This window comes from Acidobacteriota bacterium (assembly GCA_039030395.1).
GTDB lineage: Bacteria > Acidobacteriota > Thermoanaerobaculia > Multivoradales > JBCCEF01 > JBCCEF01.
This window is the reverse complement of the sequence record JBCCEF010000009.1, coordinates 159,846-181,777: the sequence shown is the minus strand read 5'-3', so window position 1 is coordinate 181,777 and position 21,932 is coordinate 159,846. Positions and strand designations below refer to the sequence as shown.

The window sequence follows — 21,932 nt, the reverse complement described above, 5'->3', positions numbered from 1 at the left end:
ACCGGCCCAACGAAGGGCTACCCAAGAGTGCGAATAGAAGCTTGTCCGCTGCCGCGACCGACCTCGAAGCCAACCAACGCAGAGGGACACTAGCCGCCATCATTCCCTTGACTTGAGCGACCGACTCATAGAACCCGAATGGCAAGCCTTCTGTAGTCAGCGGTTTAGACTCCGACTAGGTCGCCCTTCTCCACCCGCCGAGCCAACACCCTCCCCGCCCGCACCAACCCCTCATGCCCCGCCGCTTCGAGCAGATGCGCCAGGGCCTCGGGATGACTACAGAGAGTCCGCAATGCGTGAAGGTATGGCGCCAGTTCCGCATCGAAGCTGCGGCAGTGGCCAGCCAGTTGGCCTTCGCGCAGCAGGGGGTAGGTGCCGGCGGTGAGGGGGTGGGGGGAGATCGTCGGCTCGCCTCCGAGGCGGTAGGCGTCGGCGCGGCCCATGGCGGGGAGGGCGGCAGCGGCGAGGAGGGCGTCTTGGCGGTCCGTGAGGAGGAGGCGGGGGAGGTCGCCTTCGGCGAGGCTCTCGCCCTGGCGGAGCACGGCGAAGCGCTCGTTCGGTGGCTCGCCCGTCGGCTCCACTTTCCAGGGTCCGCGGTGGGCCGCCTCGCCGCTGGTGGGCGGCAGCTCGAGTTGATCGAGCCAGGCGAGGAAGCGGGGGTGGAAAGCGTTGGCGAGGCGCTCTTTCGTGGCTTCCGGTTTCGGTTGTGGGGTCTTCGCGTTGTTCGGGGCCTTTTCGGCGGTTGCGCTCGGCACGGTTTTTCCCCTTTCTCTTTTTGAATCAACCACTTGCACGGTGCCATTCGCGATTTCCTCGCGGGGAACGGGCGTTCGGCAGTGCAACGGGCCTTGCGGCGCTCAACACCACGAATTCGGCACTGCCACTCGCCTCGCCACGGCGCGGAAGGCGAGTGGCATTCGTCCACAGGCGATCTCCTGCGCTAGAACGCGATTGGCACGGTGCCCTTCGCTCTCCGCCCGCCGGCAAGGCGCCTTGCCGTGCCGAACTCCTTCTCCCGGTGCGAACAGGCCGAGTGGCACGGCCCAACTCCCTCCCCCGGCGGCGAGAACCGGTGTGGCACGGCGGAAGGCGTGGTTCCGCCGCCTGGGAAGGGAATGGCACTGCGGGACCGCCGTTTTAGCCGCCGGTGGCGGCGTTGGCAGGTTCGACCGGTGCCGTTTCCGGGGTTTCTAGAGGCTCCGGGTCCGCCACGGTCTGCCCCGGCCGGCGGGTGGAGGGGCGCACCCGGTCTCCCAGTTCCGTCAAGCCGGCGGCCCGGTAGAGGGCTTCGAGCAGCCGGGCGGACTGGAGGAAGGTGCGGTCGTAGGCATCCATCGCCGCCTGCTTGGCGAGGAGCGTGGCTTCCGCCTCGCGCCCCTCCTGGGCGACCCGCTCCAAGGCCTCGTCCAGCGGCTGGAGGTCCCGCTCCAGGGTGGTCGCCCAATCCTCGCGGTCGACCGAGAGGGAGGGCAGGAGGAATTCCGGAGTGGGCAGGGATTCATCGCGCAGGCGCTCCACCGCGCGGCGGCCCTGGCGGAGCACCACCACCGGATCGCGCGACACCTGGGTGTCGAGCCCCAAGAAGGGCATGCCCCGGCCTTCGCCGAAGATGCCCTCGGCCAGGTCCCGGAACGAGCGGAGGGTCACGGAGAGGCGGTCCGCCGCCTCGTCGCGTCGGCGGCGGGGACTGTCGTCGTCCGCCAGCTCGTCGAGATGCGCTTCGTCCGCCGACACCATCTCCAACCGCATGCGCTGGATGCGGCGGCCGAGGATGCGCTGGAGCACGCCCAGATCCGGCACGGCTTCGTCGCCTTCCACGCTCAGCGCAAAGATCGGCGTGAGGGCGGCAGAGACGTCGGCGCTGTGGGTGGTCGCCGCCGCTTCCACGGCGAGGGCGGACTTCTGTCGGTCGGTCACCATTTTGCTAGGCATGGGGGGAGTCCTCCTCGGGAGGGGGTGGTGGGGTGTGCGGTCCGCCTTCGGCGGCTTCGGCCAGGGTCTTCGCCACCGGCAGCAGAGTGTGGGCGGCGCCGTGGGCCACGGTGGCGAGGGTGGCGTCGCAGGGCTCGCCGTGCGGCGAGAGGTCTTGGAGAAAGCCCACCAGGGCGGCCAGATCCTTCGCTGCTGCCCGGAGCGCCGGGCGGAGCGAGCGGTCCGCCTCCTCCGGCGCCGGCGGTTGGTCGAGGGCGCGGGCGTAGAGGGCGGTGCCGAGCCAGCGAATGGCCCGGCGCTCGGCGGCGCTTCCGATCAGGCACAGGGCCGTTTCGCGCACCGCGCCGGGCTCGCCCTCGCCCCGGTAGGCGGCCACGCCTTCTTCGATGTCGAGTCCGGGGCTCACCGGAAGTCCTCCCCGGCGGCCAGCTCCAGCCGCTCGGCCACCGCCACCGCCGCCTCAGTGATGCCGCCGGCCAGCGGATCCGTCAGTACCACCCACACGGTGTTCAAGGCCACCGCGAAAGCCGGCGCCAGTCCAGCGGCCTGGCACACCCCGGCGGCGAAGGCGGCGAATTCGTTGGCGGCACCGGAGTCCTGCCGCACGAAGCCCTTCACCAGCGAGCGGTTGTAGTTCGCCAGGTGCCAGTCCGGCAGGCTGTCCAGATGCTCCATCACCGCTTCCACATCGAGCACGGCCGCCTCCTCCGGGGCGGTGGAGGCCTCCGGCTCGTCGCTGCTGTCGGCCGGCTGCGGCCGGGTGGCGGTGGCGTTCTTCTGGATGCGTTCCGGCTTCAGGCTGTCTCCGGGGAGATCCGCCTTCTCGGCGGCAAAGGCCACCAGCTTCGGCAGGCCGGCGGTGAGGCTCTTCTGGATGCGTTCGGGTTTCAGGTAGCTCGGCAGATCGCCGGGGCCGGGCAGCGCGGCCAGGCCGCTCTCCCACACAAGTTGGTAGTAGCCCGTAGGCGTCAAGGGGTGCGCGGCCGGGGTGGGTGGAGTCTTGGGAGTAGGGCGCATGGTGGGGTCTCCTTGCCAGAGGTTCTCTTGTTGCGGGGCGGCGCTTCCGAGTCGTCCCGCTGCGTGATGCCACGGAAGCTACGGCAGCCCCGCTGCCGGCGAGAAATTTCGCCGTCAATTTCGCGAAATCGAAAGTTTCGAGCCGTCAAAAATCGCCGAGTTTTACCGGTTCCGGTAAATGTTGACGAGCGTCGCGCCCTGCGCCGGCCTCGGCACCTCCGCTGGATGAAGGCCCGAAACCCGCGCGGCGACGGCGCATTGCCATCCTTTCAGCGTGTGATAGAACACATCACAGGCCGCGCAACAGAGGAAAAAGTTCTGACCAGGAGGAACCCCCCGATGCCGGACCGACATCTCACCCTCTCCCGCCTCCTGCGGGTTTACGAAGGGGAGGAATCGCCCCGCGAGCTGGCGGAATTCGCCCTGAATCACCTGCGCGCCATCTGCTCCGAGTGCGACGAAGGCTACGCGGCCTACGCCCGCGCCAAGGCCCACCGCCGGCGCCCACCGCGCGCCGTGGACTTTGGCGCGGCGCTCGACAAGGCCGCCCAGGAATCCGCCGCCCAGCGCGCCCGCCTGGCGCACGATGAGAAGCGTGCCCGCCGTGAGGTGACGGACCTTCTGGCCCTGCCCGCCGACCAGTGGCCCCAGAAGATCGACAAGGCGCGCGCCCGCTACTCGACCCCGGCGGCGGCCTCCGCCCTCCTTGCCGAATCCCGCCGCGAGCTGCGCGACCGCCCGGCCTTCGCCCTGGAACTCCTCACCGCCGCCCGCCGGGTGGCCGAGCGCATCGAGCCCGGCCACTACGGCCCCAGCCTCACCCACGAAATGCGAGTCCGCACCGCCGCCCACCAGGCCAACGGTTTGCGCGTGCTCGGCGAACTGCGCGGCGCCGACGCCCTCTGGCCCCCCATCCACGCCCACCTCGCCGAACACCCGCTCGACGACGCAGCCATCCGCGCCGAACTGGCGAGCCTGGAGGCTTCGCTGCGGCAGGATCAGAGGCGGCTAGATGAAGCCGAAGCCCTGCTCCTTCGGGCAGAAGCGCTCTATCGCAAGCTGGAGGATCGGCAGGGAGTGGCGAAGGTGCTGGTGAAGCGCAGTACGGTCAGTAGCCTTGCGGGTAACTTTGACGCGACGCTGGAGGCCCTCGCTGAAGCGGGAGCCTGGTTGGATTCCGAAGTGAATTCGGGGCTGGCTTGGACCGTACTTCACAACCGTGCGATCTGCCTGTGTGATTTGGAACGCTTCGAGGAAGCAGAGCGTTGCTTGTTGAGAAATCAGGCCCAGGGTGATTCCGGTTTGGGTGTTGCTGCTGAGGTTTCTCATACCTGGCTAGCGGGCCGCATCGCAGCGGGCCTTGGCAAGACGCAGGAGGCTCGTGAGCTCCTAGGTCGAACGCGCAATGAGTATCTTCGCCGCCGATTGCCGTTCCGCGCCGCGACCGTGAGTCTGGACCTTGCTGCGCTACTCCTCGCTGCGGGCGAGACATTCGAGGTAAAGCGCTTGGCGCAGCAAACGGCACGCACCTTCGAGCGACAGAGTGTGCACCCGCAGGTCGCCCGTGCGCTGGACCTGTTTCAGTCGGCGGCGACGGCAGAGGAGCTCACCACCGAGCTGCTGGCGGAGGTGCGCCTCCGTTTCGCGATACCTCGCCGCCTCCTCTTGCCAGCCGACTGACGGCCAAAGTCGGTTTCACGCAATCGATGCCGAAGTAGCCAATTCGGCTCTCTCGCTTTGCTCTTCGGCCGGTAACGCACAGGCCAACGATTGCCGGGAGGGGCAAAAACCCACGGCCCGTGAGGGTTTCCCTGGCCGTCCCGCCGGCTCTGGAATGCGATACATACCTTCATAGGGGAAGGCCGCGCCGGCATGCCGCCGGCATGCTGGTGCTTTCTCTAGGAAGGCTTTTTCATGCGTATTTCGAAGCTGCTCGTCGGCGGCCTAGTAGTCGCTCTGCTCTCTTTCTCCCTCACCACCGCCGTCCTCGCGCGGCCCGCTGACGTTGGTGAATCCGGCAATCTCTCGCTGGTGGACCGCCTATGGGCCTGGGCCGGGCACTGGATCATGGGCCTTTCCGAGGGCATCGGCGAGGATCGCCGCGCCGCCCCTTCAAACGGTGGCCCGGAAGTTGACCCAAACGGTATTGCCAGCGGTAAGGTTCCTAGTGGCCTCCCCGGCGACTCAAATTCCGAACAAGGCCCACATCACGACCCTGATGGCTCGCACTCGGAAACCGGTCCTCATATCGACCCGGATGGTTCGCACTCAGAGCAAGGGCCTCATCAACACCCGAACGGCTGAGCCGAAGGAGCTGTTGGTCGAATAGCAAATCCAAGATCCTTTGATTTCTTGTCTCAAAAGACGGTGCGGGGGCTACTACACAAGGTGAGATGCCCTCGAAGCTCCCGCACCCACCATTGGAGCAACTCGCCGCTTGGGTCGAGCGCGGTGAGCTGCGGCCGGAAGTGATCCTGTACGCTGCCGTGCGCGCCACCGCCGCTCATTGCCCAGAGTGCCGAAAGGACCTCAAGGCCCTCGGTGAAGTCATTCGCATCCGGGCACGGGAAGGCGGCTTGCGCCCGCGCGTTCACCAAGCTGCGCAGTTTGGCCTGCTGGACCTTTCCGCCGCTTTGCCCTTCGACCGGCGCCGTGCGCGGCGTGCCCTGGACAAGCTGGCCGCGCTGCCGCGTGACAAACGCCTGGACAGAATAGACCGCGCGCGGACCGCGTTCCGTGACCCGGCCCTGGTAGAAGCGGCCATTGAGCGCTCAAACGCCGCCTTGGGATCCAGCGTAGATGTTGCCTTCCACTGGCTAGAGGTGGCCCAAGCCTTGTACGGCCGGCTCAACGCTCGCCCGTTCCCGGTCTCTCTCCTCGCCGCACTGAGCCTGCGCCTCATGGCCCGTCGGGCCAACGTATTCCGGGTGGCTGAGGAATACCCAGCCGCCGAATCTCTTTGGAAGCGTATCCGCGCCGACTGTCGCCTAGAGCGCGTGTGGGATCCCACTGCGCTTGCAGAACTCGCAAGCCTTGAGAGCTCGCTTCTTCTGAATCTCCGGCGGCCGGGAGGCGCGGAGAACCGGTTGAGCTTGGCATACGATCTTTACTGGCTTGCTGGTTGGTCAGAGGGAATGATCACCGTCTCAATCAAAATGGGAAACGTCGCGTTCTATTCTGGAAAGCTACTGGAGGCCCAGGAGAAAGCAAGTCAAGCCTTGGACCTGATTGGAGGCGAGCAGAATCGGCAATGGTTGCTGGCATCCCATAGCCTTGCTTTGTATTCGTGTAGCCTCGGCGACTATTCGGAGGCTCGCCGAACCTTGCGCGAGATTGAGCCGTACTATGCATCCCTCGGGACCCCCAGCCTGGAAGTGGCCTACGAGTGGCTCGCAGCCCGCATCGCCGCCGGCCATGGCGAACGCGAGACGGCCCAACAGGGCTTCACCGCCGCACGCACGACCTACCTCGAAAGCGGCTTAGCCTACGGCGCCGCCCTGGTCACCCTCGACCTAGCCGAACTCCACCTCACCCAAGGCCACCTCCCTGCAGTGCAAGCCTTGGCCCAAGAAACCCTCACGGTGTTCGAACGGCAGAACGTCCCCTCCGAAGCCGCCCGCGCCATTTCCCTCCTCTCCCAAGCCGCCACCGCCCAACGCCTCACCGCCGCCCTGCTCGCGAGGCTGCGCCGCGGGTTGGGTGGGCAAGGGTAGGGGGGCTGTCATCCCGGCATTCGCCGGGTGGACGGAGGCCTTTTGCTCACGTGCCGGGCGAGAGGATCGCGCACTTACCGGCGGGCAAGTGTTTCGAGTCGCTTCATTTTCTTGACATCAGACACTTACTTACCTATAGTGGATAAGTATTTTGTCCTTAAGGGGAAATAAGGCTCTACTGGGAGGCTTGAATGAAGAAGCATTGGCTAGTCGGAGCGATGGGGTTGGGCGCTCTACTCCTGGTGCTCTTGGCAGAATTTGGGGTGAAGGCAACCGAAGATGGAAGAGGTGGGTTTTCCTTTCCCTCGGACCCAGCCCTCGAACTGGTTCGGCTGAGTTTCACAGGGGGGACCATGCAGGGCCGTACTGAGTACTCTCTGTTCGCCGATGGCCGGCTGTTGGTGGCGAAGTATGAAACGGAGGCGGGCGAGAAAACGACCGTATTAGCTCGCAAGGAATCCTCCGTAAACCATCGCCGGATCAACGAAGTTCTCCAACATCTCGTGGACTGCGGTTTTGCCGATCTGGGAGATGCGCGGCGAAGGCAACTCGAAGAACTACGACCGGCCTATTTTTCGAGCGATGCAGGGACCACTTGGCTGGACCTAAGGCTGCCCAGCTATCGTGGGCCGACTGCTATTTCCGATCGGTCTGTAGAAACGTCCTTCAGCTTGAGAGGTGGCCTCGAAGGTTGGGTCAGCTCGCATCCTGCGGTGCCAGAATTCCGCTGTCTTCAGGACCTGGTACCGATGCTACGGAAGCTTGAGGGAGAATCTTGATGCGGGGAAAAGACCTTTTCGTAGCGAGCATGGGCCTTCTCGTTTTCTTTCCTCCCGCGATCGGCGCTGGTACCTACTCTGGGACCGCCCTGTGTGGAAATGACGGTGACTGTTTCCCGGGAGTGCCAGCGTCGAACGTTGCTCAAACCGTGCCTCCGTTCGCCGTGACTCATCCTCTCGGCTACGACGGTTCTCCTGATGGCATTCGGCTCAACATCTGTCTTGCCAAAGGCAGTGAAGCCTTTTCCTCGGCTCTGGCGCGAGCGATTGCGACGTGGAATGCCCTGGTGCCAACCACAGGAAACTGCTCAGGAACCGGTTGTTCTGTCGGGGAGGAAACGCCTCCTGCTGCGACTCAGATGGACGCCGAGTCGGTGCTCCTTCACGAGCTAGGGCACTGTGCGTTGGGCCTAGAGCATCCCGAGCGAACTTGGGATGCAGCGGATGATGGCTTTTGGGAGGAAACCAGCTTCACCCGCTCCTGGGACGTCGCGGGGCCGCCGGAGGGTATTGCTGTGGGCCCTGATTTCATCCGTGGAACGTTGGACGACAGTCAGCTCCAGACCCTCGGGATGATCCCAAACTCGGTAAGCTGGTTCCGAATTCAGGACAACAACCCGTTTGCAATCGACGATACCGTGATAGATAACACTACATTCTCTCGCTCGATAACTGCAAACCTACCGTCTGGCCGCAACTGGGCTGCCAGTGCAAACAGGAGAACAGGTGAGCAGAATGGCGCCGCGGCTAGTCAGGCGGTGATGTACGGCTTGATCTCTCTCGGAGAGAGGCGAAGGAGTTTGACGGCAGACGATGTCAATATGGCAAAAATGGCACTGACTGGGGTGGATTTCAGCGTGGGCGGCGGCGACGATTATACCGTTGAGCTGGTACTGTCATGTGACGACCCCGTCTCCATTCTTGTGTCTCAAGCCAATCTAGCTAATCCACAGTCAGCAGGACAATGCATAGCGGGCGTAGACTATTCTTTCGCCCAAAACCCATTTCTGGCCCGGCACTTCACCTTGGTTGCTCCCCCCAAGAATGGGGGTATCCTCTTCCTGACATTGAACCAGAATCTGGACTGGGACTACGGCGCGGATCCTGTCTTCGTTAGTGGGTTCGAATCAGGCGATACGTCGGAATGGAGCCAAGTGGTACCTACGATTACTCAGGGTCCTTAGTCTGAGTTCTTCGCGATAGTTTGAGCAGTAGGAAGCTCTCGGCCGAAGCCCCTTCGACATCCGATCTTGGAGCCGCCGGGCCAATGGCTCGCAGCGCACATTGCCGCCGGGCTTCGGGCCCTAGTGCGGATGATCAGGGCTTCACCGCTGTAGGCACGACCTATCTCGAAGGCGGCTGGCTCACGGTGCCGCCCGCGTCACCCTCGACCTGGCCGAATTCCGCCTCACCCAAGGTCGCCTCCTCGCGGTGCAAGCCTTGGCCCAAGAAACCCTCGTGGTGTTTGAGCAGCAGAACATCCCCGCCGAAGCCGCCCGCGCCATCTCCCTCCTCTCCCAAGCCGCCACCGCCCAATGCCTCACCGTCGCTTTGCTCGTGGGGCTGCGGCGCGGGTTGGGTGGGCATGGCTAGAGTGCCAACGCATGTGCCCATTGGATTCGTTACATCGCACTGTCCTGGCAAAGAGATGTGGCGCGATATCCTTCGATGTAGACCTCCAGGAGGAAGGTAGTGAAACAGATTCTTCTGTGCGCGTTCTTCGCTGTTCTCTCGGCTGCTGGAGTCCTTTGGTTGCAATCCGACATCAAGGAGAAGCCGGGTCTGGTCGGGCCTCAGGCTGGCGTTGTGATCGAGTACTACGTCGTGCCCTCGCATTCACCGTGGAACATCGCCTACTCCCTGAGCCACGATGGAAGGCTCTCGTTTCAACGGTTTCACCCCAACACAAAGAAAGTAGCGGAAAGCCAGATCGTCCAGATCAGCTCCAATGAGATCCTGGCGTTTCTTCAAGGAAGTATTATTGAGAGTGGGCTGCTCCTGTGCGATCAATCCTGTATCGAGGACAAGGTGAAGACGTCCTTGTCGCGCAAACGTCTGCCAAGAGCTAGTGATGCCAGCACGACTGTCCTCAGCATTGACTTGTCATGGATCGATTCCCTGCTCCTCGAGACCGAAAATCGCATACAGATATTTCGCTTTCACAGTTTGGGCACGCTAGCGCGACTGTGCCCCGACGTTGAGGAGCTGGAAGCCATTCTAGAGGTCGGCGAGAAACTTCAAGAACTCCGCCAAGATGTGGAGGAGCACCCGTGAACGGCTTGATCAGGCGTCGGTCTTTGCTATCCATACTTGTCGCCCTGGCCAGCAGCAGTCCGGTGTTCGGCGGTTCCTATGAGCAGGCACTTCGAGTCCACAGCCTCGACATGTTGAAACGCCTTTGCCCTGAGATTGACGAGCTCCAATCTCTCGATGCTCTGGGTAGGAAACTGCACCAGCAGGGCCAATTGGGGAAGGTGCAGAAATGACGTTTCTTGGTCGCATCACTTTGGTCGTCTTTCTAGGCTCGCTGGGGCTGGGAGTTCCACCCGCAGGGGTGGGGTCATCTAGCTTCGTTGTTCAGTGCAACGAGGCAGGCTGCCGAGCAGGCGTGCCGAAATCGAATCAGGGCTAGACGATTACCCTGTTCGCGAGCACTCGCCCCTTTGGTTACGACCACCGAGCTGGTGGCGACATCGAGGGGGTGATCTTGAGCCGAGTGCAGATCGTGTCTTCGGTCGTGGCTGTCGCTTTGTTCGCAGCCGTGCTACCCGGTTCGATTTCGGCGGACGGCGAACGAGTTGCCTTTTCAGAAGATCCTGACCAGGTCGTTTTGCAATTTTTCGTGACCGGCTCCTACCGCGCCGATGACGTCCTTTTTACCGTTTATGGCGACGGGAGATTGGTGTATCAAAAATTTCTATTGACAATCAATCAAGTAATAGAGGAGAAAAGGGTGCAGATCGGATGGGATGGGGTCGATCAGCTTCTCCAAATCTATGCGGTAGACTACAACCTCCTAGATTGCGGAACCGGCTGCATCGGATCCAAGGTGAGGGCGAGCCTTGGAATTGAGAAACTGCCTCGGTCTAGTGACGGAAGCGAAGTGCTGATCCGCTTCGATATCTTGGTCGATCGTGGGCACGGCCTGGGAGCACTGCCACTCCAGAAAGAGGTTCGGCTTCACAGCGCAGGAATGTTGTCGAGGATCTGCCCTGAGGTTCGAGAGCTCCAGGGGATACAGGAGCTTCGGAAGTCGCTACTTGAGTACGCAAACGAAGGTGGTGCCAAATGAGTCGAGGGGCGAGGGTTTGGTGGCTTGGTGCTCTGGCGGTCTCGGCGGCGTGTTCTGGTCTCTCACTCTCGGCCGGTTCATTCAGTTGAGTCGCCGATTGTGATTTCACCGCGCTGGTGTTCCGAAGACGGACACCTCTAGAAGCAACACGGTGGCGGGAGGGCAAGGCGTTGATCCGTAGGTTTTTTCTTTGCGCGATGGGCGCGTTCGTCCTGTGGGCGCAGTCGGGGGGAGTGCTAGCGGAATCTGCCTTCGCTCGGCTGCACTTGGTTCTACCGGCGGGCGTCGAGGGGCCGGTCGAGGTTCAGGTGTGGATGCACCCGGTGAGTGGTGTTTCCGGGTCGGAAGCTGAGTCTTCTCCCGCAGGGCGGCACTTCGAGATGGAAGCCCCGGCGGAGTTTGCGATCCATGTTCCGAAAGGCCAGATCTGGAGCGTAAAGGCCGAGGCTTCCGGCTTTTGGAGCCCTGAGGTGCTTCTCGCGTCGGGTGGGGAGTTGACCCTTGCCTTGCGCCCGGCGGCAAGGTTGGCGGCACGGCTGGACCTTCCTCCGCAGGAAGGAGCACCAGAAGCAGTTCAGGTGCGGGTCGCCGGGGTTTCCGCCTTCGGCGAAGAAAGCACTCGAATCGAGTGCCCGATCGAGAAACGCCGCATGGCCTGCCCGATTCCCGCAGGTACGGGGTTGGATCTTCGCCTGCGAGCGCGAGGCTTCGTATCGCACTACTTCTGGGATCAGATCGCCAAGCCGCGTGAAGAGTTGGACCTCGGCTCCCTCGCCTTGCGGCGGGGGGGCTCGCTGGTGGATTGGCTGGAGGCGGAGGGTGGTCCCTTGCGCCCAGAGGCTTGGCTCCAGCTCAATCCACAGGGCGGCGATGGTTCCGCAGTGCCTTTGGCGAAGGAAGCTGCGCGCCCCACGGGTACCTTTCGAGTGCACCCGACGGAGCGCGGTTTCTTCGCTTTCGAGGGTCTGAGCCCCGGCAGCTATCGCTTGACGGCCGGTCAGCCCGGCTTCGCGGTTTCTGAAGTGTCGCCAATCCGAGTCTTTCAGAACGGTGAATCGAGGCTGGAGCGCCCCATGGTGATTTCGCCTCCGCTCAAGCTCGAGGTCTTTCTTGATCCTCCCCAGGATGCCTATGGCGAGGACTGGCGAGTCGAACTGGGCCGCCAAGAGGTCGTCGGCCGTGTAGATCCTGTCCGCCTTTCGAAGAAGCGAGCCGAGGTGGGAGCGTGGCAGCAGGACGGCCTGCCTTCCGGCCGGTACCTACTCCAGGTGATCGACTCCCAAGGCGCGAAGTTCGGCGAAGAGTCTTTCGAGCTAACACCTACTTCCGGACCCCTCACGATCGACCTCGATCTCGTGGCCGTCGAGGGAACGCTACGCCTGGGCGATGAGCCGCTGTGGGCGGCGGTCACGTTCCGCTGGCCGGGTGGTGGCGAGCGGGTGCAGATGATCTCCGAGGAAGATGGCACGTTTTTCGGTTTTCTGCCGAAGGCGGGCGAGTGGAACATCCTCGTCGAATCGGAGGACCCGGATGTCTTTCGCCGTTTTCCGAGAACGGCGGTGGAGAGACTCTCACCACAAGATCCCGCACGGGTTGATCTGGCACTACCGGGCACGACCCTTCGCGGTGTGGTCGTCGATGAGAGCGGAGTCGAGGTGGCGGGCGCGGGTGTTTTTGTGGCACCGATTCCCCTGGCGGAAGTGCCGGCGCACCAGTTGGCGGACGAAGAGGGCGAGTTTTCGTTCGAAGGGCTGGAAGCCGGTCTCTACGAAGTGACGGCCGAGGCGGAGCGCGACGGTGAGACGTTGCGTTCCCTGCCGGAATCCGTGACCTTGGGCGAAGGGCTCGAGCCGGAGTTGCGGTTGGTCCTCTACCCCGAACTCAAAATCCAAGGCCGTGTGGTGACCGCCGACGGGTTCCCTATTCCGGGTGCGACGATCGATTTCGGAGGGTTGGTCGGCAGGGCGACGCTCGCTCTTCAAGGAGGCGTTGTCACAGCGAATGGCGAGGGCTTTTTCGAGGCCTCCTTGCCCGGGCATGTGGACGGCGTGGCTTTGGATGTGCTGGCGGCCGGGTTCGCGCTCCGCCAGATCCTTCTTTTCGAGGATCTCGACCAGCCCATCACAGTGACCGTTGACTCGACCCGCGGAACTCTGGTGTTACAGCTTCCGGAGGAGCCCATCCACTGGACCGATTGGTCGCAGCCTGTCCCCGTGGTATTTCATGGTCCGGACAGTCTCGGGCTGGCGGCAGGTCGTCTGGCGCAATGGGCCGAGATCAATGGCGTTTCGCCTCCGATCTCGCCAACCGGTGTGCTCACTGTGCCCTCGATGCCTCCTGGCGAGTACTCCGTGTGTATGGTGGCTCCCCGCTATGTGGACCTCGATACAAAGTTTTTGATTCCGCCGGAACGTTGCGAGGCGGGAGTCCTCAGCCCTGGGGCGGAGTTGCACCTTCGAGTGCCTGCCTGGGGAGGTTCTGAAAACGACGGCAGGGAGGCGCGGGAGGCGGCATCGAACGACGAAACCAAAGGATGAAGACTAGGGCGAGAGCCGGGCTCGTGGGCTTCGTGATGGCTTCCGCGATCACCGGGCCGTTGGCGGCGGCAGAAGTGCGGGTGGCCCTTCACTACGAAGGGCCACCCGACCCGCCGAAAGAGCGGCCCGTTGAGGTCTTCGCACGGGCCGATGGCGAGGACTTGGTGGAGCCTGTGCCGGGCAAGGTGCCCGGATCGGTGGTGTTGCATTTGAAGCCGGGAAAACTCTGGACCCTCGGGGCGTTGGGTGAAGGCCTGTGGAGTGGAAGCCCAGTGGTCTTCGTGCCGCCGGAAGGCACGGAAGCGACACTGCGTTTGTGGCCCACGGGGCGAGTAGTGGGTGCGCTCCAGGCGGCCAAGGGGGAGGAAGTGCCCAGCTCCCTCTGGATTCGCATTCGCCCGGAGGCGAGGCGCGAAGCGAAAGGCGAGTACGACGGGCCGGCGGGAAGCGTCGAATGCCCAGTCCAAGAAGAGCGCTTCGCCTGTGATCTGCCGGCCGGGCGCCACGATGTGCGTTTGGCTTCGCGGCCCTTCGTGGCGCACTACCGCTTTGGCCTGGAGGTGGCACCGGAGCGGGAGACAACCGTAGGCACTCTGGCGCTGGTCCGAGGAGGGTCGCTGGTGGGCTGGGTGGAACACGAGGGCGATGGTTCGGGTAAGCCGGCGTCGGTTCGCCTGGTGCCGCAGAGCGCCGTCCCGCCGATCGGGCCGGCCGGCGAGCGAATGGCGCAGCTCACGATGCACGAAGAGGTATCCGAGAAGGGATTCTTCCAGTTCGAAGGCGTTTCGCCCGGACACTATGACGTGATCGCGGAACAAGAGGGTTTCGCGCCGGCCCGCGCTTTGGGGGTGGCGGTGATGCGAGACCAGGAGGCGGAGCTTCCTGCGCCGCTGGTGCTGGAGCCGGTGCGCCCGGTGGACGTGGTCCTCGATCCCCCGGTGGACCCCTGGGGAAAGCCTTGGTCGGTGTCGGTCGAGGATTTGAACTCGGTACCGCGAACCCTCGAAGAACTGGCCCGAGACGCCGCATCGGAGGAGGGGCGCGTTTCCTTTGCGCTAGGGCGCGGCAGCTACCTGCTCCGGGTGGAAACTCGGCAGGGCGATGGTTGGCACGAGGCTCCTTTTGAAGTGTCCGGCGAGGCGGTGACCTTGGCCGTTGCGCTGCAGGTGGTGCGCGTGGCGGGAACGGTGCGGCTAGGAGGGGAGCCGCTGGAAGCCAGGGTGGTTTTCGGTGGCCGCTACCACGCGGAATCCGTGGTGCTCGGGTCCGATGGGGAAACCGGCGAATACCGTGGAGTGCTGCCGCGCGCCGGGGCCTGGAGCGTGGAAATCCTGGCAGTGGAACCGCCGGTGGAACGAAGCTTCCGAGATGTGTTGGTGGAGGACAATGGGGGAGACGGCGTGGCAGAGATCGACTTCGAGCTGCCCGCCACCTGGCTTGCCGGCGAGGTGGTGGACGAACGAGGCTCGCCGATCGATCGATTCTCCATCGAGGTGGCGAGCCTTGAGGAGGCTGGAGAAACCGTAAGGCGCATGGTGGAGAGTCCGGAGGGTCAGTTCGAGATCTTCGGCCTGCCCGAAGGCCAGGCGCAGGTGCGGGCGGAGGCTCGGGAGGGCACGAGCAACCGGGCGGATGTTTCGCTCTCCGAGAAAGTGGACCCACCGTTCTTGCGCTTGGTGATTCAAGAGGTCCAGGAGATCCAAGGTCGGGTGGTGGACGCACAGGGCCGTGGCGTGCCGGGTGCCGCCGTCTTCCTGCGCGGGTTGCGTTCGTTGGCGTCGTTCGTTCCGCGAACGCGAACAGAGGCGGACGGCACCTTTGCGGCCCGCGTGCCGCGCGACGAGACGGTGGTGATGGTGACGGTGCAGGCGCCGGGATTCGCCCTAGAGATGTTTCGCTCGCCGGTGTCGGAGAAAGAACAACTCGTGGTTTCCCTGGACCGTCGTGGCGGAGCGATGGAAGTGAGATTTCTGGACGCCGACGATCTCGCCGAACGGGAGCTGCCGGGGCAGGGGCTTTTTCTTCTGCACCGGGGCGCCTACCTGGGCTTCGGCGCCTTGCAGAGCTGGCGAGGAGTGGCTGGCGGAGGAGCCGCCGAACCTTCCAGGGAGCGGATTCCCTCCCTGGAACCTGGGCTCTACCACCTGTGCCGCCTATCTCTCGCCGACTTGGCGTCCGCTCTGAGCGGCCAGATGGCGGAGGATTGCGTAGGGGGGGCGATCACCGAGGGCGGGGTATGGCAGGTGGAAGCTCCGCCGCCCCTCAAGGCGGTTCCACCTGAAGTGAGTTTTCCCTAGTCTTTGTCTTGCCCGTCACGGGCTCGTCTCGTTGTTCCGGGCGCATCTACGTATCGATTTAGTAGTGGTAAATTCGCTTGACAAAACGATTATTCTCCCTATGATGGTTCGCAAGTCGATGCGGAAGTGAAGTTTCCTGATCAGGCATCTAGGGGCCGAGATCCATCGGCCCCCTTACCGGGGAGCGGACTCGATGAATCGTTGCTTGTGGATCCTGAGCCTCGTTTTAGCCTTCTCACAGCCGGCTTGCGCTTCGACTTCGCGGTCCGAGGCGCTGGAAAGCAACGACTTCGCTTCTTCGAGTGCGGAAGTCGATTTCGAGACGCACATTCTTTGGATGAACACCCGCTACCGCGAGGCGCTCTTCATTCCGGAGGCGGTACTGCGAGATGCGGAAGTCGCCGACCTTCCGCTGGATCAGTACAGCCGGGAACTGCTGGAACTCAAGATCGGTTTCGTTAGGAACCCTCCAGAGTATTACGCCCCCAACCCTCGGTATGGTCCCGACCTCGAGTGCCGGGAGCGCCGCAGAATCGGGGGGTCCGAGCCGTGGCCCACGGCCAGGGGACTGGTGGAGAGCCTGGAGCCGATGCCGCTTGTTTTGACTGCGCGGGTACTCGATGTGGTTAAAGGCTGGAGAGCCTTGCCCAGGGGCGTGGGCCGAGTGGCTTGGCTGGCGCCCGAAACCGTGTTTCACAATGACGGCGAGGATCTGCCGCCGTACTTCGCGATTCTTCTTCAGTCGATGGGTGGGGAGACCGTGGTTTCCAATACCAAGGTCTGTACCATCAAGGATGTCAACGGTCTGACCCTTCCTTCTCCGGACGACCTGATTCTGATTATCGGGACAAAGAGTAGGATTCCGGATCCCAATTTTGTCAAAGTCCGCTTTGAATTTCCCGTGGAGAAGGGTTTCGTTCAACCTCAAACCTATCGCGAAATTCGTGACCGAGACCCCGTTCCACTCTCGCGTGTCAGGGAGTTCTTCGCGGCGCGACAGGAATCACCAGAAGGAGTCGACCCATAAGCGTTGCTACCAGGCTCGTCTGCGGAGCAGCTATGACGCTCTTGTGCTCGCTCTCGTTCTCGGTGGAGGGGCAACTCTGTGCCAAAGGCGGGGATCCACAAGCCCCGAGCTTCTTCATGAGCATTGAGGACCTCGGTTGTGGCTCCACGGTGACGCTCTTCGTGAATGACCTGGCCCGGCTGAGCGGGAACCTGTCCGAGGCGGGACTGCAAGCCGCCGGCGATCTCGGCTCTCAAATTCTCTGGAAGAACACCCGCTACCAAGAGGCCCTGTTTATTTCGGAGGGAGTGCTTCGGCAATCTAGTATTTCTGAGCTGCCCCTGGACGAACGAAACCGCAAGGCGCTGGCCCTAAAGGTCGAACTCGTTCGAGATCCGCCTGCGAGACATCTCCCGCATCCTTCACTTGGGCCGGTTGACGAATGCCGTCTACCGAGGAAATCACAATGAACCGTTGCTTGTGGATCCTTAGCCTCGTTCTGGCCTTCTCACAGCCGGCTTGCGCTTCGATTTCGCAGTCGGCGGCGTCGGAAACCAACGAATCCGCTTCTTCTAGTGCGGAAGTCGATTTCGAGACGCACATCCTCTGGAAGAACACCCGCTACCGCGAGGCTCTTTTCATTCCGGAGGCGGTACTGCGAGATGCGGAAGTCGCCGACCTTCCGCTGGATGAGCACAGCCGGGAACTGCTAGAACTCAAGATTGGTTTCGTTAGGAACCCACCTGAGTACTACTTCCCCAACCCACGCTATGGTCCTGACCTCGAGTGCCGGGAGCGCCGCAGACTCGGGGGATCCGAGCCGTGGCCCACGGCCAGGGGACTGGTGGAGAGCCTGGAGCCGATGCCGCTTGTTTTGATCGCGCGGGTACTCGATGTGATCGTGGGCTGGTGTTCCTGGCCCAGAAGCGTAGGCCGAGTGGCTTGGCTGGAGCCCGAAACGGTGCTTCACAATGAAGGCGAGGATCTGCCGCCGTACATCGCGATCCTGCTTCAGTCGATGGGTGGGGAGACCGTGGTTTCTAACACCAGGGTTTGTACCATCAAGCATGTCAACGGTCTGACCCTTCCTTCTCCGGGAGACCTGATCCTGATCGCTGGGACAACGGGTACGTTCCCGGACCCATTCTTTGTCAACGCCCGCTTTGAGTTTCCTGTGGAGAACGGGTTCATTCAACCTCAAACCTACCGCGATATTCGTGACCGAGATCCCGTTTCTCTCTCGCGCGTCAGGGAGCTTCTTTCAGCGCGAAAGGAGTCGCCGGAAGGAGTCGTACCATGAGCGTTGTTACCAGGTTCGCCTACGGAGTAGCTATTACGCTCTTGTGCTCGCTCTCGTTCTCGGTGGAGGGGCAACTCTGTGCCAACGGCGGGGATCCACAAGCCCCGAGCTTCTTCATGAGCATTGACGACCTCGGTTGTGGCTCCACGGTGACGCTCTTCGTGAATGACCTGGCCCGGCTGAGCGGGAACCTGTCCGAGGCGGGACTGCAAGCCGCCGGCGATCTCTGGAACGATACATGCACCCACTACGGGAAGGTTCCCACCTTTGTAGCCGATTTTTCGGGAAAACCTCCGGTTCTGGGACCAATGGAACACTGTGGACCGGAGAAGATTTCTATGATGATCTCCATGCTTCCAGAGAGAGCCCGGCCTGCGGGAGGCGACGGCTACTCTGTTGCGTTCTACGACCCTAACGACAATACGATCACGATCTTCGAGTATTGCCCAGACATTCCCAATCACTCGATCCCTTGCATTGATGGAAAAGTAGACTACGACTCCGACTTCGGCCGCGATTCCCTCGCTCATGAGCTAGGCCACGCTCTCGGCCTGGCCCATGACGACTGTGATGATTCACTGATGGCCGAAACTTTTGCCGGTGGCAGTACCAGCGCCAACCGCCAGATTAATACGCAACATTGCTACCTGGCGAACAGGCTCAATGACGGCAATCTTGAATGCAATGCCTATCAACCGCCCAATCCAGAAACGGCCCCACATCCGTGCGAGTTCACGGGACCTGGAGAGGCCGATCCAGGTGATGGCGGGGGCACCGACTTGGAGTATGAAGTCGTCGAGGAGAACTGGAGCGATTGGGCCGGCAATAATCCGTTTGCGGCAGGGCGGTGGACTTTTGGGCGCAATGTTCAGGTGCAGTGCGTCGTCACTACCGAGCAGAATGGGAACTCTCAAACTTCCTACAAGTACGTGTTCAATTGGCGCTTGGGAGAAGGGCTCTTGCCTGGCGACCCGGGCGATCGTGATCCGAGCGACCGTTTGATCGGTCCTCGGGTCAGCGTGCAGTCTCCACGGCCGAACGCCACCGTCTCGGGCTGGGTGCCGGTTTCGGGCTGGGCGATCGATTTGGTGGGCATCGAGGACATTCTCGTCGGCATCGATGGGGAGGCCGCCTCCATCCGCAACTTCCGGAGGAATCTCCACAATCCCGCCGCCTGCACCCCACCGCTGGGTGACTGGCACGATCGCTGCGACCCCCATGCGGGCTTTTCCTTTGAGCTGGATACCACCGACCTGACCCCTGGCGAGCACCGCCTCACGGTCTATGCGGGGGATTACGAGGGTTTGGTTTCGGGGCACGACGTCACGATCCACGTCGAGGAGCCGTGCGCCAGCGCCCAGCCTCCTACCGTTTCGGTGACCTCGCCGCAGGACGGCGCCACGGTCTCGGGTACCCACGAGATTCGTGCCACGGCCTACTCGGCGGTGGGCATCGACAGGGTGCAATTTCTAGTCGATGGTCAGCTCCAGAGTGCGGACCGGAGCGCTCCGTATGCGCATTCTTGGAACACCACGACCCTTGGCGATGGTAGCTACGTGGTGCGGGCGCGGGCGCACGATGTATGCGGCAATATCACCTTGTCCCCACGGCTCACGGTGGTGGTGGCGAACGGTGGCTCGGCCAACGAGGCTCCCCGCATGGCGGTGGATCAGCCCACTGCGGGAGCGAGCGTGGCGGGTGACGCGGTGACGATCTCAGGATGGGCGACCGACGGTGATGGGGTGGTGAGAAGCGGTCCAGAGTTCTTTCTGGACGGTGCCCCGTTGCAGATCGCGACGCCGCCATCCTGGTATGCGAGAGCGAGTATTTGCGGCAGTGAACCGGTGGGAGATCCCCATTGCCCCAATGTCGGGTGGCAGGCCGCCTTCGACTCCACGGGCTACGCCAACGGTACCCACACCCTAGAGGTGAGGGTTACGGATACCCGCGGGCTTTCGAGTTCCGTTCAGCGCACGTTGCATATCAACAACCCGACCAATGGGGCTCCGCTGTTGGCGGTTGGACTGCCCGCGCCAGGTGAGACGGTGGCTGGGCGCTCAGTTGTCTTGGAGGGCTGGGCGACGGACGATGGCGGCATTCCACGATCGGGTGGACTGGCTTTCAAGATCAATGGAACATCTTTGATCCTCAATCAACCCGTGGAGTGGTTCTGGTGGAACTCGATTTGCACCACGCACCAGCCTGTTGGCGACCCGTTCTGCCCATACGTTGGCTGGCGAACCCGTTTCGATGCGAACCAAGTGGACAGTGGAAGCCATACCCTGGAGGTGACGGCGTTTGATGCGCAGGGTTCTTGGGTGACCAGAGAACAGCCAATCTCAGTGCTTCACGAAATCCCTCGGGGAACGATTGATCTTCCTGCTTTGGGCTCGACCATCCAGGCGACCGCTGCTGTGAGACTTCAGGGGTGGGCGGCAGATCCCGACGGCATCCTGCGGACCAGTGGTCTAAACTTCGCACTCAACGGCCAGCCGCTAGCTTTGAATGGACCGGTGGAGTGGTATGAACGAACGGGTGTCTGTGACTCGCTACCCACGCCTGATCCTGAATGTCCGGTTGTGGGTTGGAGAGCCTTTTTCGATGCTACCGGGTATCCATCCGGCTCTCACAGCTTGCAGGTGACTGCTACCGACACCTCGGGTGCTTCTCGGGCCTTCCATCGGAGCTTCTCACTGTCGCAGGACAATGGTCCTCCGCTGGCTGCGATCGGTATTCCGGCCGAGAACTCGTCCGTCTCTGGGACGGCCGTCGTATTGGACGGTTGGGCAACGGACAGCTCGGGAGTCCCGCGTGCTGGTGGGCTTGAATTCAAGCTAGATGGCCAATCTCTGGCACTCAGTGGCGCGGTGGAGTGGTACTGGTGGAATCAGATCTGCACCACGATTCACCCGGTAGGTGATCCAAACTGCCCCTACGTGGGGTGGAGGGCTTACTTTGATTCGACTGGCTTTGCCAACGGCACCTACCTTCTTGAGCTAATAGTCGTTGACAGTCAAGGGGCCAGTTCGACACTCCGAAGGAATCTCTCGATTCAAAACTAGGAATAATGGAGATCCCGTCTGATCGGGGATCTCAATAGGTTCTCCGCCGCAGGTGCTCGCAAAGGCTCGGTCCGCGGTTTTGCAGGCTGAGCCGGAGCGTCAGCCTTCTTCGGCTCAGAACCCCGTATAGGCCTCCGGCTCCGCCGCCGTGAAGTTGAAGTAGAACCACCAGCCGGACTGGCCGTTGAAGGTGTCGCGGTCGTCGCCGGGGGCGCAGTTGCCGGTGCCGCCGGGGAGGATGCTCGAGAGGGGGTCGCCGCCGACGACGGGAAATTCCGCCGGTAGGAGGAGGGCGTCCGCCGCAGCTTCGGTGAGGAAGCCGTAGAGCAGGCCGGTGGTGGCGTTTTCGTCGGCTCCGATCTGGGTGGCGAGGAGCGGCACGGTGAGGTCGAGGAGCGCGATTTCGATGTCGGCCGCCTGGCTGGTGAAGCAGGGGGCGGTGGGCTCGGCAAGGGCCGGAGTGTAGCCGCTGGTGGTGGCGGGTAGGGGGCTGAGGCAGGCGGCGGCGGAGGTGTCGTAGAAGAGACGCGCTCCGCAGAGTCCCGGGGTGCGCAAGCAGGAGAGCGGCGCCGGAGGCGCGTCGCACTGGCCCGGGTCGAGGTTCACCCGCAGGTGGGTACCGGTGATGTCGAAGGGCCGGAAGACGAGCAGCGGCGAGAGGTCGAGGAAGCCATCGTCGTCGCCATCTGCGCTCAGGGCGTCGGCGAGCTGTTCGTTGAAGGTGGGGAAGGGTGCCGGGCCGTCGGTGATGTCGAGGCAGCCGAAGGGCGCGGCGTTGGCGAAGAGGTGCGGATCCCGCAGGTCGAGGTCCGTGAAGCGGAGCACGCGGTCCGGCTGGCTCACGAAGGCGCTCCAGGCGGAGAGGTCGCAGCTTTCGAAGTCGTCGCCGAAGATTGGAGTTTGGGCGCTGGCCGGTTCGGCCAGCAGGGTGATGAAAAGGGCCGCAGCGAAGAATGCTGGTTTCATTAGATTTCCACTTCTATCAGCTCGGCCTTGC

At 62.9% G+C, this 21,932-nt stretch carries 19 protein-coding genes; 13 read left to right on the top strand and 6 right to left on the bottom strand.

Features of this window, described 5'->3' with window-relative positions; genetic code table 11:
* Positions 1 to 164: 164 nt before the first annotated feature.
* From AAF481_11265 to AAF481_11250, 4 genes are all read right to left on the bottom strand, one after another.
* Positions 165 to 755: a hypothetical protein gene (locus AAF481_11265; GenBank protein MEM7481744.1), complete on the bottom strand. Its 591-nt coding sequence runs from the start codon at positions 753 to 755 to the stop codon at positions 165 to 167.
* 382 nt (positions 756 to 1,137) lie between these two features.
* On the bottom strand, positions 1,138 to 1,932 hold the full coding sequence (locus AAF481_11260; GenBank protein ID MEM7481743.1) for a hypothetical protein: 795 nt from the start codon (positions 1,930 to 1,932) through the stop codon (positions 1,138 to 1,140).
* Positions 1,925 to 2,338, bottom strand: a complete 414-nt coding sequence (locus AAF481_11255) for a hypothetical protein (GenBank protein MEM7481742.1) — start codon at positions 2,336 to 2,338, stop codon at positions 1,925 to 1,927. The genes AAF481_11260 and AAF481_11255 overlap by 8 nt, the downstream gene beginning before the upstream one ends.
* Positions 2,335 to 2,949: a 4a-hydroxytetrahydrobiopterin dehydratase gene (locus tag AAF481_11250; GenBank protein ID MEM7481741.1), complete on the bottom strand. Its 615-nt coding sequence runs from the start codon at positions 2,947 to 2,949 to the stop codon at positions 2,335 to 2,337. The genes AAF481_11255 and AAF481_11250 overlap by 4 nt, the downstream gene beginning before the upstream one ends.
* A gap of 339 nt (positions 2,950 to 3,288) precedes the next feature.
* On the opposite strand from AAF481_11250, the gene AAF481_11245 reads away from it, so the two are divergent.
* The 5 genes from AAF481_11245 to AAF481_11225 all read left to right on the top strand — a co-directional run bounded on the left by AAF481_11245 (position 3,289) and on the right by AAF481_11225 (position 8,625).
* Positions 3,289 to 4,629, top strand: coding sequence for a hypothetical protein (locus AAF481_11245; protein ID MEM7481740.1), 1,341 nt, complete (start codon positions 3,289 to 3,291; stop codon positions 4,627 to 4,629).
* 234 nt (positions 4,630 to 4,863) lie between these two features.
* Complete coding sequence (locus AAF481_11240) at positions 4,864 to 5,253, top strand: hypothetical protein (protein MEM7481739.1); 390 nt, start codon at positions 4,864 to 4,866, stop codon at positions 5,251 to 5,253.
* A gap of 164 nt (positions 5,254 to 5,417) precedes the next feature.
* Positions 5,418 to 6,662 (top strand): hypothetical protein, encoded by a 1,245-nt coding sequence (locus tag AAF481_11235; GenBank protein MEM7481738.1) that lies wholly within the window; start codon positions 5,418 to 5,420, stop codon positions 6,660 to 6,662.
* Positions 6,663 to 6,853: 191 nt separating this feature from the next.
* Positions 6,854 to 7,441 (top strand): hypothetical protein, encoded by a 588-nt coding sequence (locus AAF481_11230; protein MEM7481737.1) that lies wholly within the window; start codon positions 6,854 to 6,856, stop codon positions 7,439 to 7,441.
* Positions 7,442 to 7,605: 164 nt separating this feature from the next.
* The gene (locus AAF481_11225) at positions 7,606 to 8,625 is read left to right on the top strand and encodes a hypothetical protein (protein MEM7481736.1); all 1,020 of its coding nucleotides are present in this window, start codon (positions 7,606 to 7,608) and stop codon (positions 8,623 to 8,625) included.
* Positions 8,626 to 8,785: 160 nt separating this feature from the next.
* Here the strand turns inward: AAF481_11225 and AAF481_11220 are convergent, their stop codons facing one another.
* The gene (locus AAF481_11220; protein ID MEM7481735.1) at positions 8,786 to 9,028 is read right to left on the bottom strand and encodes a hypothetical protein; all 243 of its coding nucleotides are present in this window, start codon (positions 9,026 to 9,028) and stop codon (positions 8,786 to 8,788) included.
* A gap of 105 nt (positions 9,029 to 9,133) precedes the next feature.
* Between AAF481_11220 and AAF481_11215 the strand changes: the two genes are divergently transcribed.
* From AAF481_11215 to AAF481_11180, 8 genes are all read left to right on the top strand, one after another.
* Complete coding sequence (locus tag AAF481_11215; protein ID MEM7481734.1) at positions 9,134 to 9,715, top strand: hypothetical protein; 582 nt, start codon at positions 9,134 to 9,136, stop codon at positions 9,713 to 9,715.
* Positions 9,716 to 10,166: 451 nt separating this feature from the next.
* Positions 10,167 to 10,733, top strand: a complete 567-nt coding sequence (locus AAF481_11210) for a hypothetical protein (GenBank protein MEM7481733.1) — start codon at positions 10,167 to 10,169, stop codon at positions 10,731 to 10,733.
* Between the two features lie 470 nt (positions 10,734 to 11,203).
* Positions 11,204 to 13,270 (top strand): carboxypeptidase-like regulatory domain-containing protein, encoded by a 2,067-nt coding sequence (locus AAF481_11205; protein MEM7481732.1) that lies wholly within the window; start codon positions 11,204 to 11,206, stop codon positions 13,268 to 13,270.
* A gap of 35 nt (positions 13,271 to 13,305) precedes the next feature.
* Positions 13,306 to 15,567 carry a carboxypeptidase-like regulatory domain-containing protein gene (locus AAF481_11200; GenBank protein MEM7481731.1) on the top strand — a complete coding sequence of 754 codons (2,262 nt, stop codon included), beginning with the start codon at positions 13,306 to 13,308 and terminating at the stop codon, positions 15,565 to 15,567.
* Between the two features lie 193 nt (positions 15,568 to 15,760).
* On the top strand, positions 15,761 to 16,594 hold the full coding sequence (locus AAF481_11195) for a hypothetical protein (protein MEM7481730.1): 834 nt from the start codon (positions 15,761 to 15,763) through the stop codon (positions 16,592 to 16,594).
* A gap of 116 nt (positions 16,595 to 16,710) precedes the next feature.
* A complete protein-coding gene (locus AAF481_11190; GenBank protein ID MEM7481729.1) occupies positions 16,711 to 17,043 on the top strand; it encodes a hypothetical protein in 333 nt (110 codons plus the stop codon).
* Positions 17,040 to 17,873 (top strand): hypothetical protein, encoded by an 834-nt coding sequence (locus AAF481_11185; GenBank protein ID MEM7481728.1) that lies wholly within the window; start codon positions 17,040 to 17,042, stop codon positions 17,871 to 17,873. The genes AAF481_11190 and AAF481_11185 overlap by 4 nt, the downstream gene beginning before the upstream one ends.
* The gene (locus AAF481_11180; protein MEM7481727.1) at positions 17,870 to 20,935 is read left to right on the top strand and encodes an Ig-like domain-containing protein; all 3,066 of its coding nucleotides are present in this window, start codon (positions 17,870 to 17,872) and stop codon (positions 20,933 to 20,935) included. The genes AAF481_11185 and AAF481_11180 overlap by 4 nt, the downstream gene beginning before the upstream one ends.
* A gap of 114 nt (positions 20,936 to 21,049) precedes the next feature.
* On the opposite strand, the gene AAF481_11175 is transcribed toward AAF481_11180, so the two are convergent.
* On the bottom strand, positions 21,050 to 21,901 hold the full coding sequence (locus AAF481_11175) for a hypothetical protein (protein MEM7481726.1): 852 nt from the start codon (positions 21,899 to 21,901) through the stop codon (positions 21,050 to 21,052).
* Positions 21,902 to 21,932 lie beyond the last annotated feature (31 nt).

Excerpts from the sequence above, each read along its gene's own strand:
- AAF481_11260 (MEM7481743.1), bottom strand. The coding sequence starts at position 1,932 with ATGCCTAGCAAAATGGTGACCGACCGACAGAAGTCCGCCCTCGCCGTG.
- AAF481_11250 (MEM7481741.1), bottom strand. The coding sequence starts at position 2,949 with ATGCGCCCTACTCCCAAGACTCCACCCACCCCGGCCGCGCACCCCTTG.
- AAF481_11245 (MEM7481740.1), top strand. The coding sequence starts at position 3,289 with ATGCCGGACCGACATCTCACCCTCTCCCGCCTCCTGCGGGTTTACGAA.
- AAF481_11240 (MEM7481739.1), top strand. The coding sequence starts at position 4,864 with ATGCGTATTTCGAAGCTGCTCGTCGGCGGCCTAGTAGTCGCTCTGCTC.
- AAF481_11230 (MEM7481737.1), top strand. The coding sequence starts at position 6,854 with ATGAAGAAGCATTGGCTAGTCGGAGCGATGGGGTTGGGCGCTCTACTC.
- AAF481_11220 (MEM7481735.1), bottom strand. The coding sequence starts at position 9,028 with ATGCCCACCCAACCCGCGCCGCAGCCCCACGAGCAAAGCGACGGTGAG.
- AAF481_11200 (MEM7481731.1), top strand. The coding sequence starts at position 13,306 with ATGGCTTCCGCGATCACCGGGCCGTTGGCGGCGGCAGAAGTGCGGGTG.
- AAF481_11195 (MEM7481730.1), top strand. The coding sequence starts at position 15,761 with ATGAATCGTTGCTTGTGGATCCTGAGCCTCGTTTTAGCCTTCTCACAG.
- AAF481_11190 (MEM7481729.1), top strand. The coding sequence starts at position 16,711 with ATGAGCATTGAGGACCTCGGTTGTGGCTCCACGGTGACGCTCTTCGTG.
- AAF481_11185 (MEM7481728.1), top strand. The coding sequence starts at position 17,040 with ATGAACCGTTGCTTGTGGATCCTTAGCCTCGTTCTGGCCTTCTCACAG.
- AAF481_11180 (MEM7481727.1), top strand. The coding sequence starts at position 17,870 with ATGAGCGTTGTTACCAGGTTCGCCTACGGAGTAGCTATTACGCTCTTG.
- AAF481_11175 (MEM7481726.1), bottom strand. The coding sequence starts at position 21,901 with ATGAAACCAGCATTCTTCGCTGCGGCCCTTTTCATCACCCTGCTGGCC.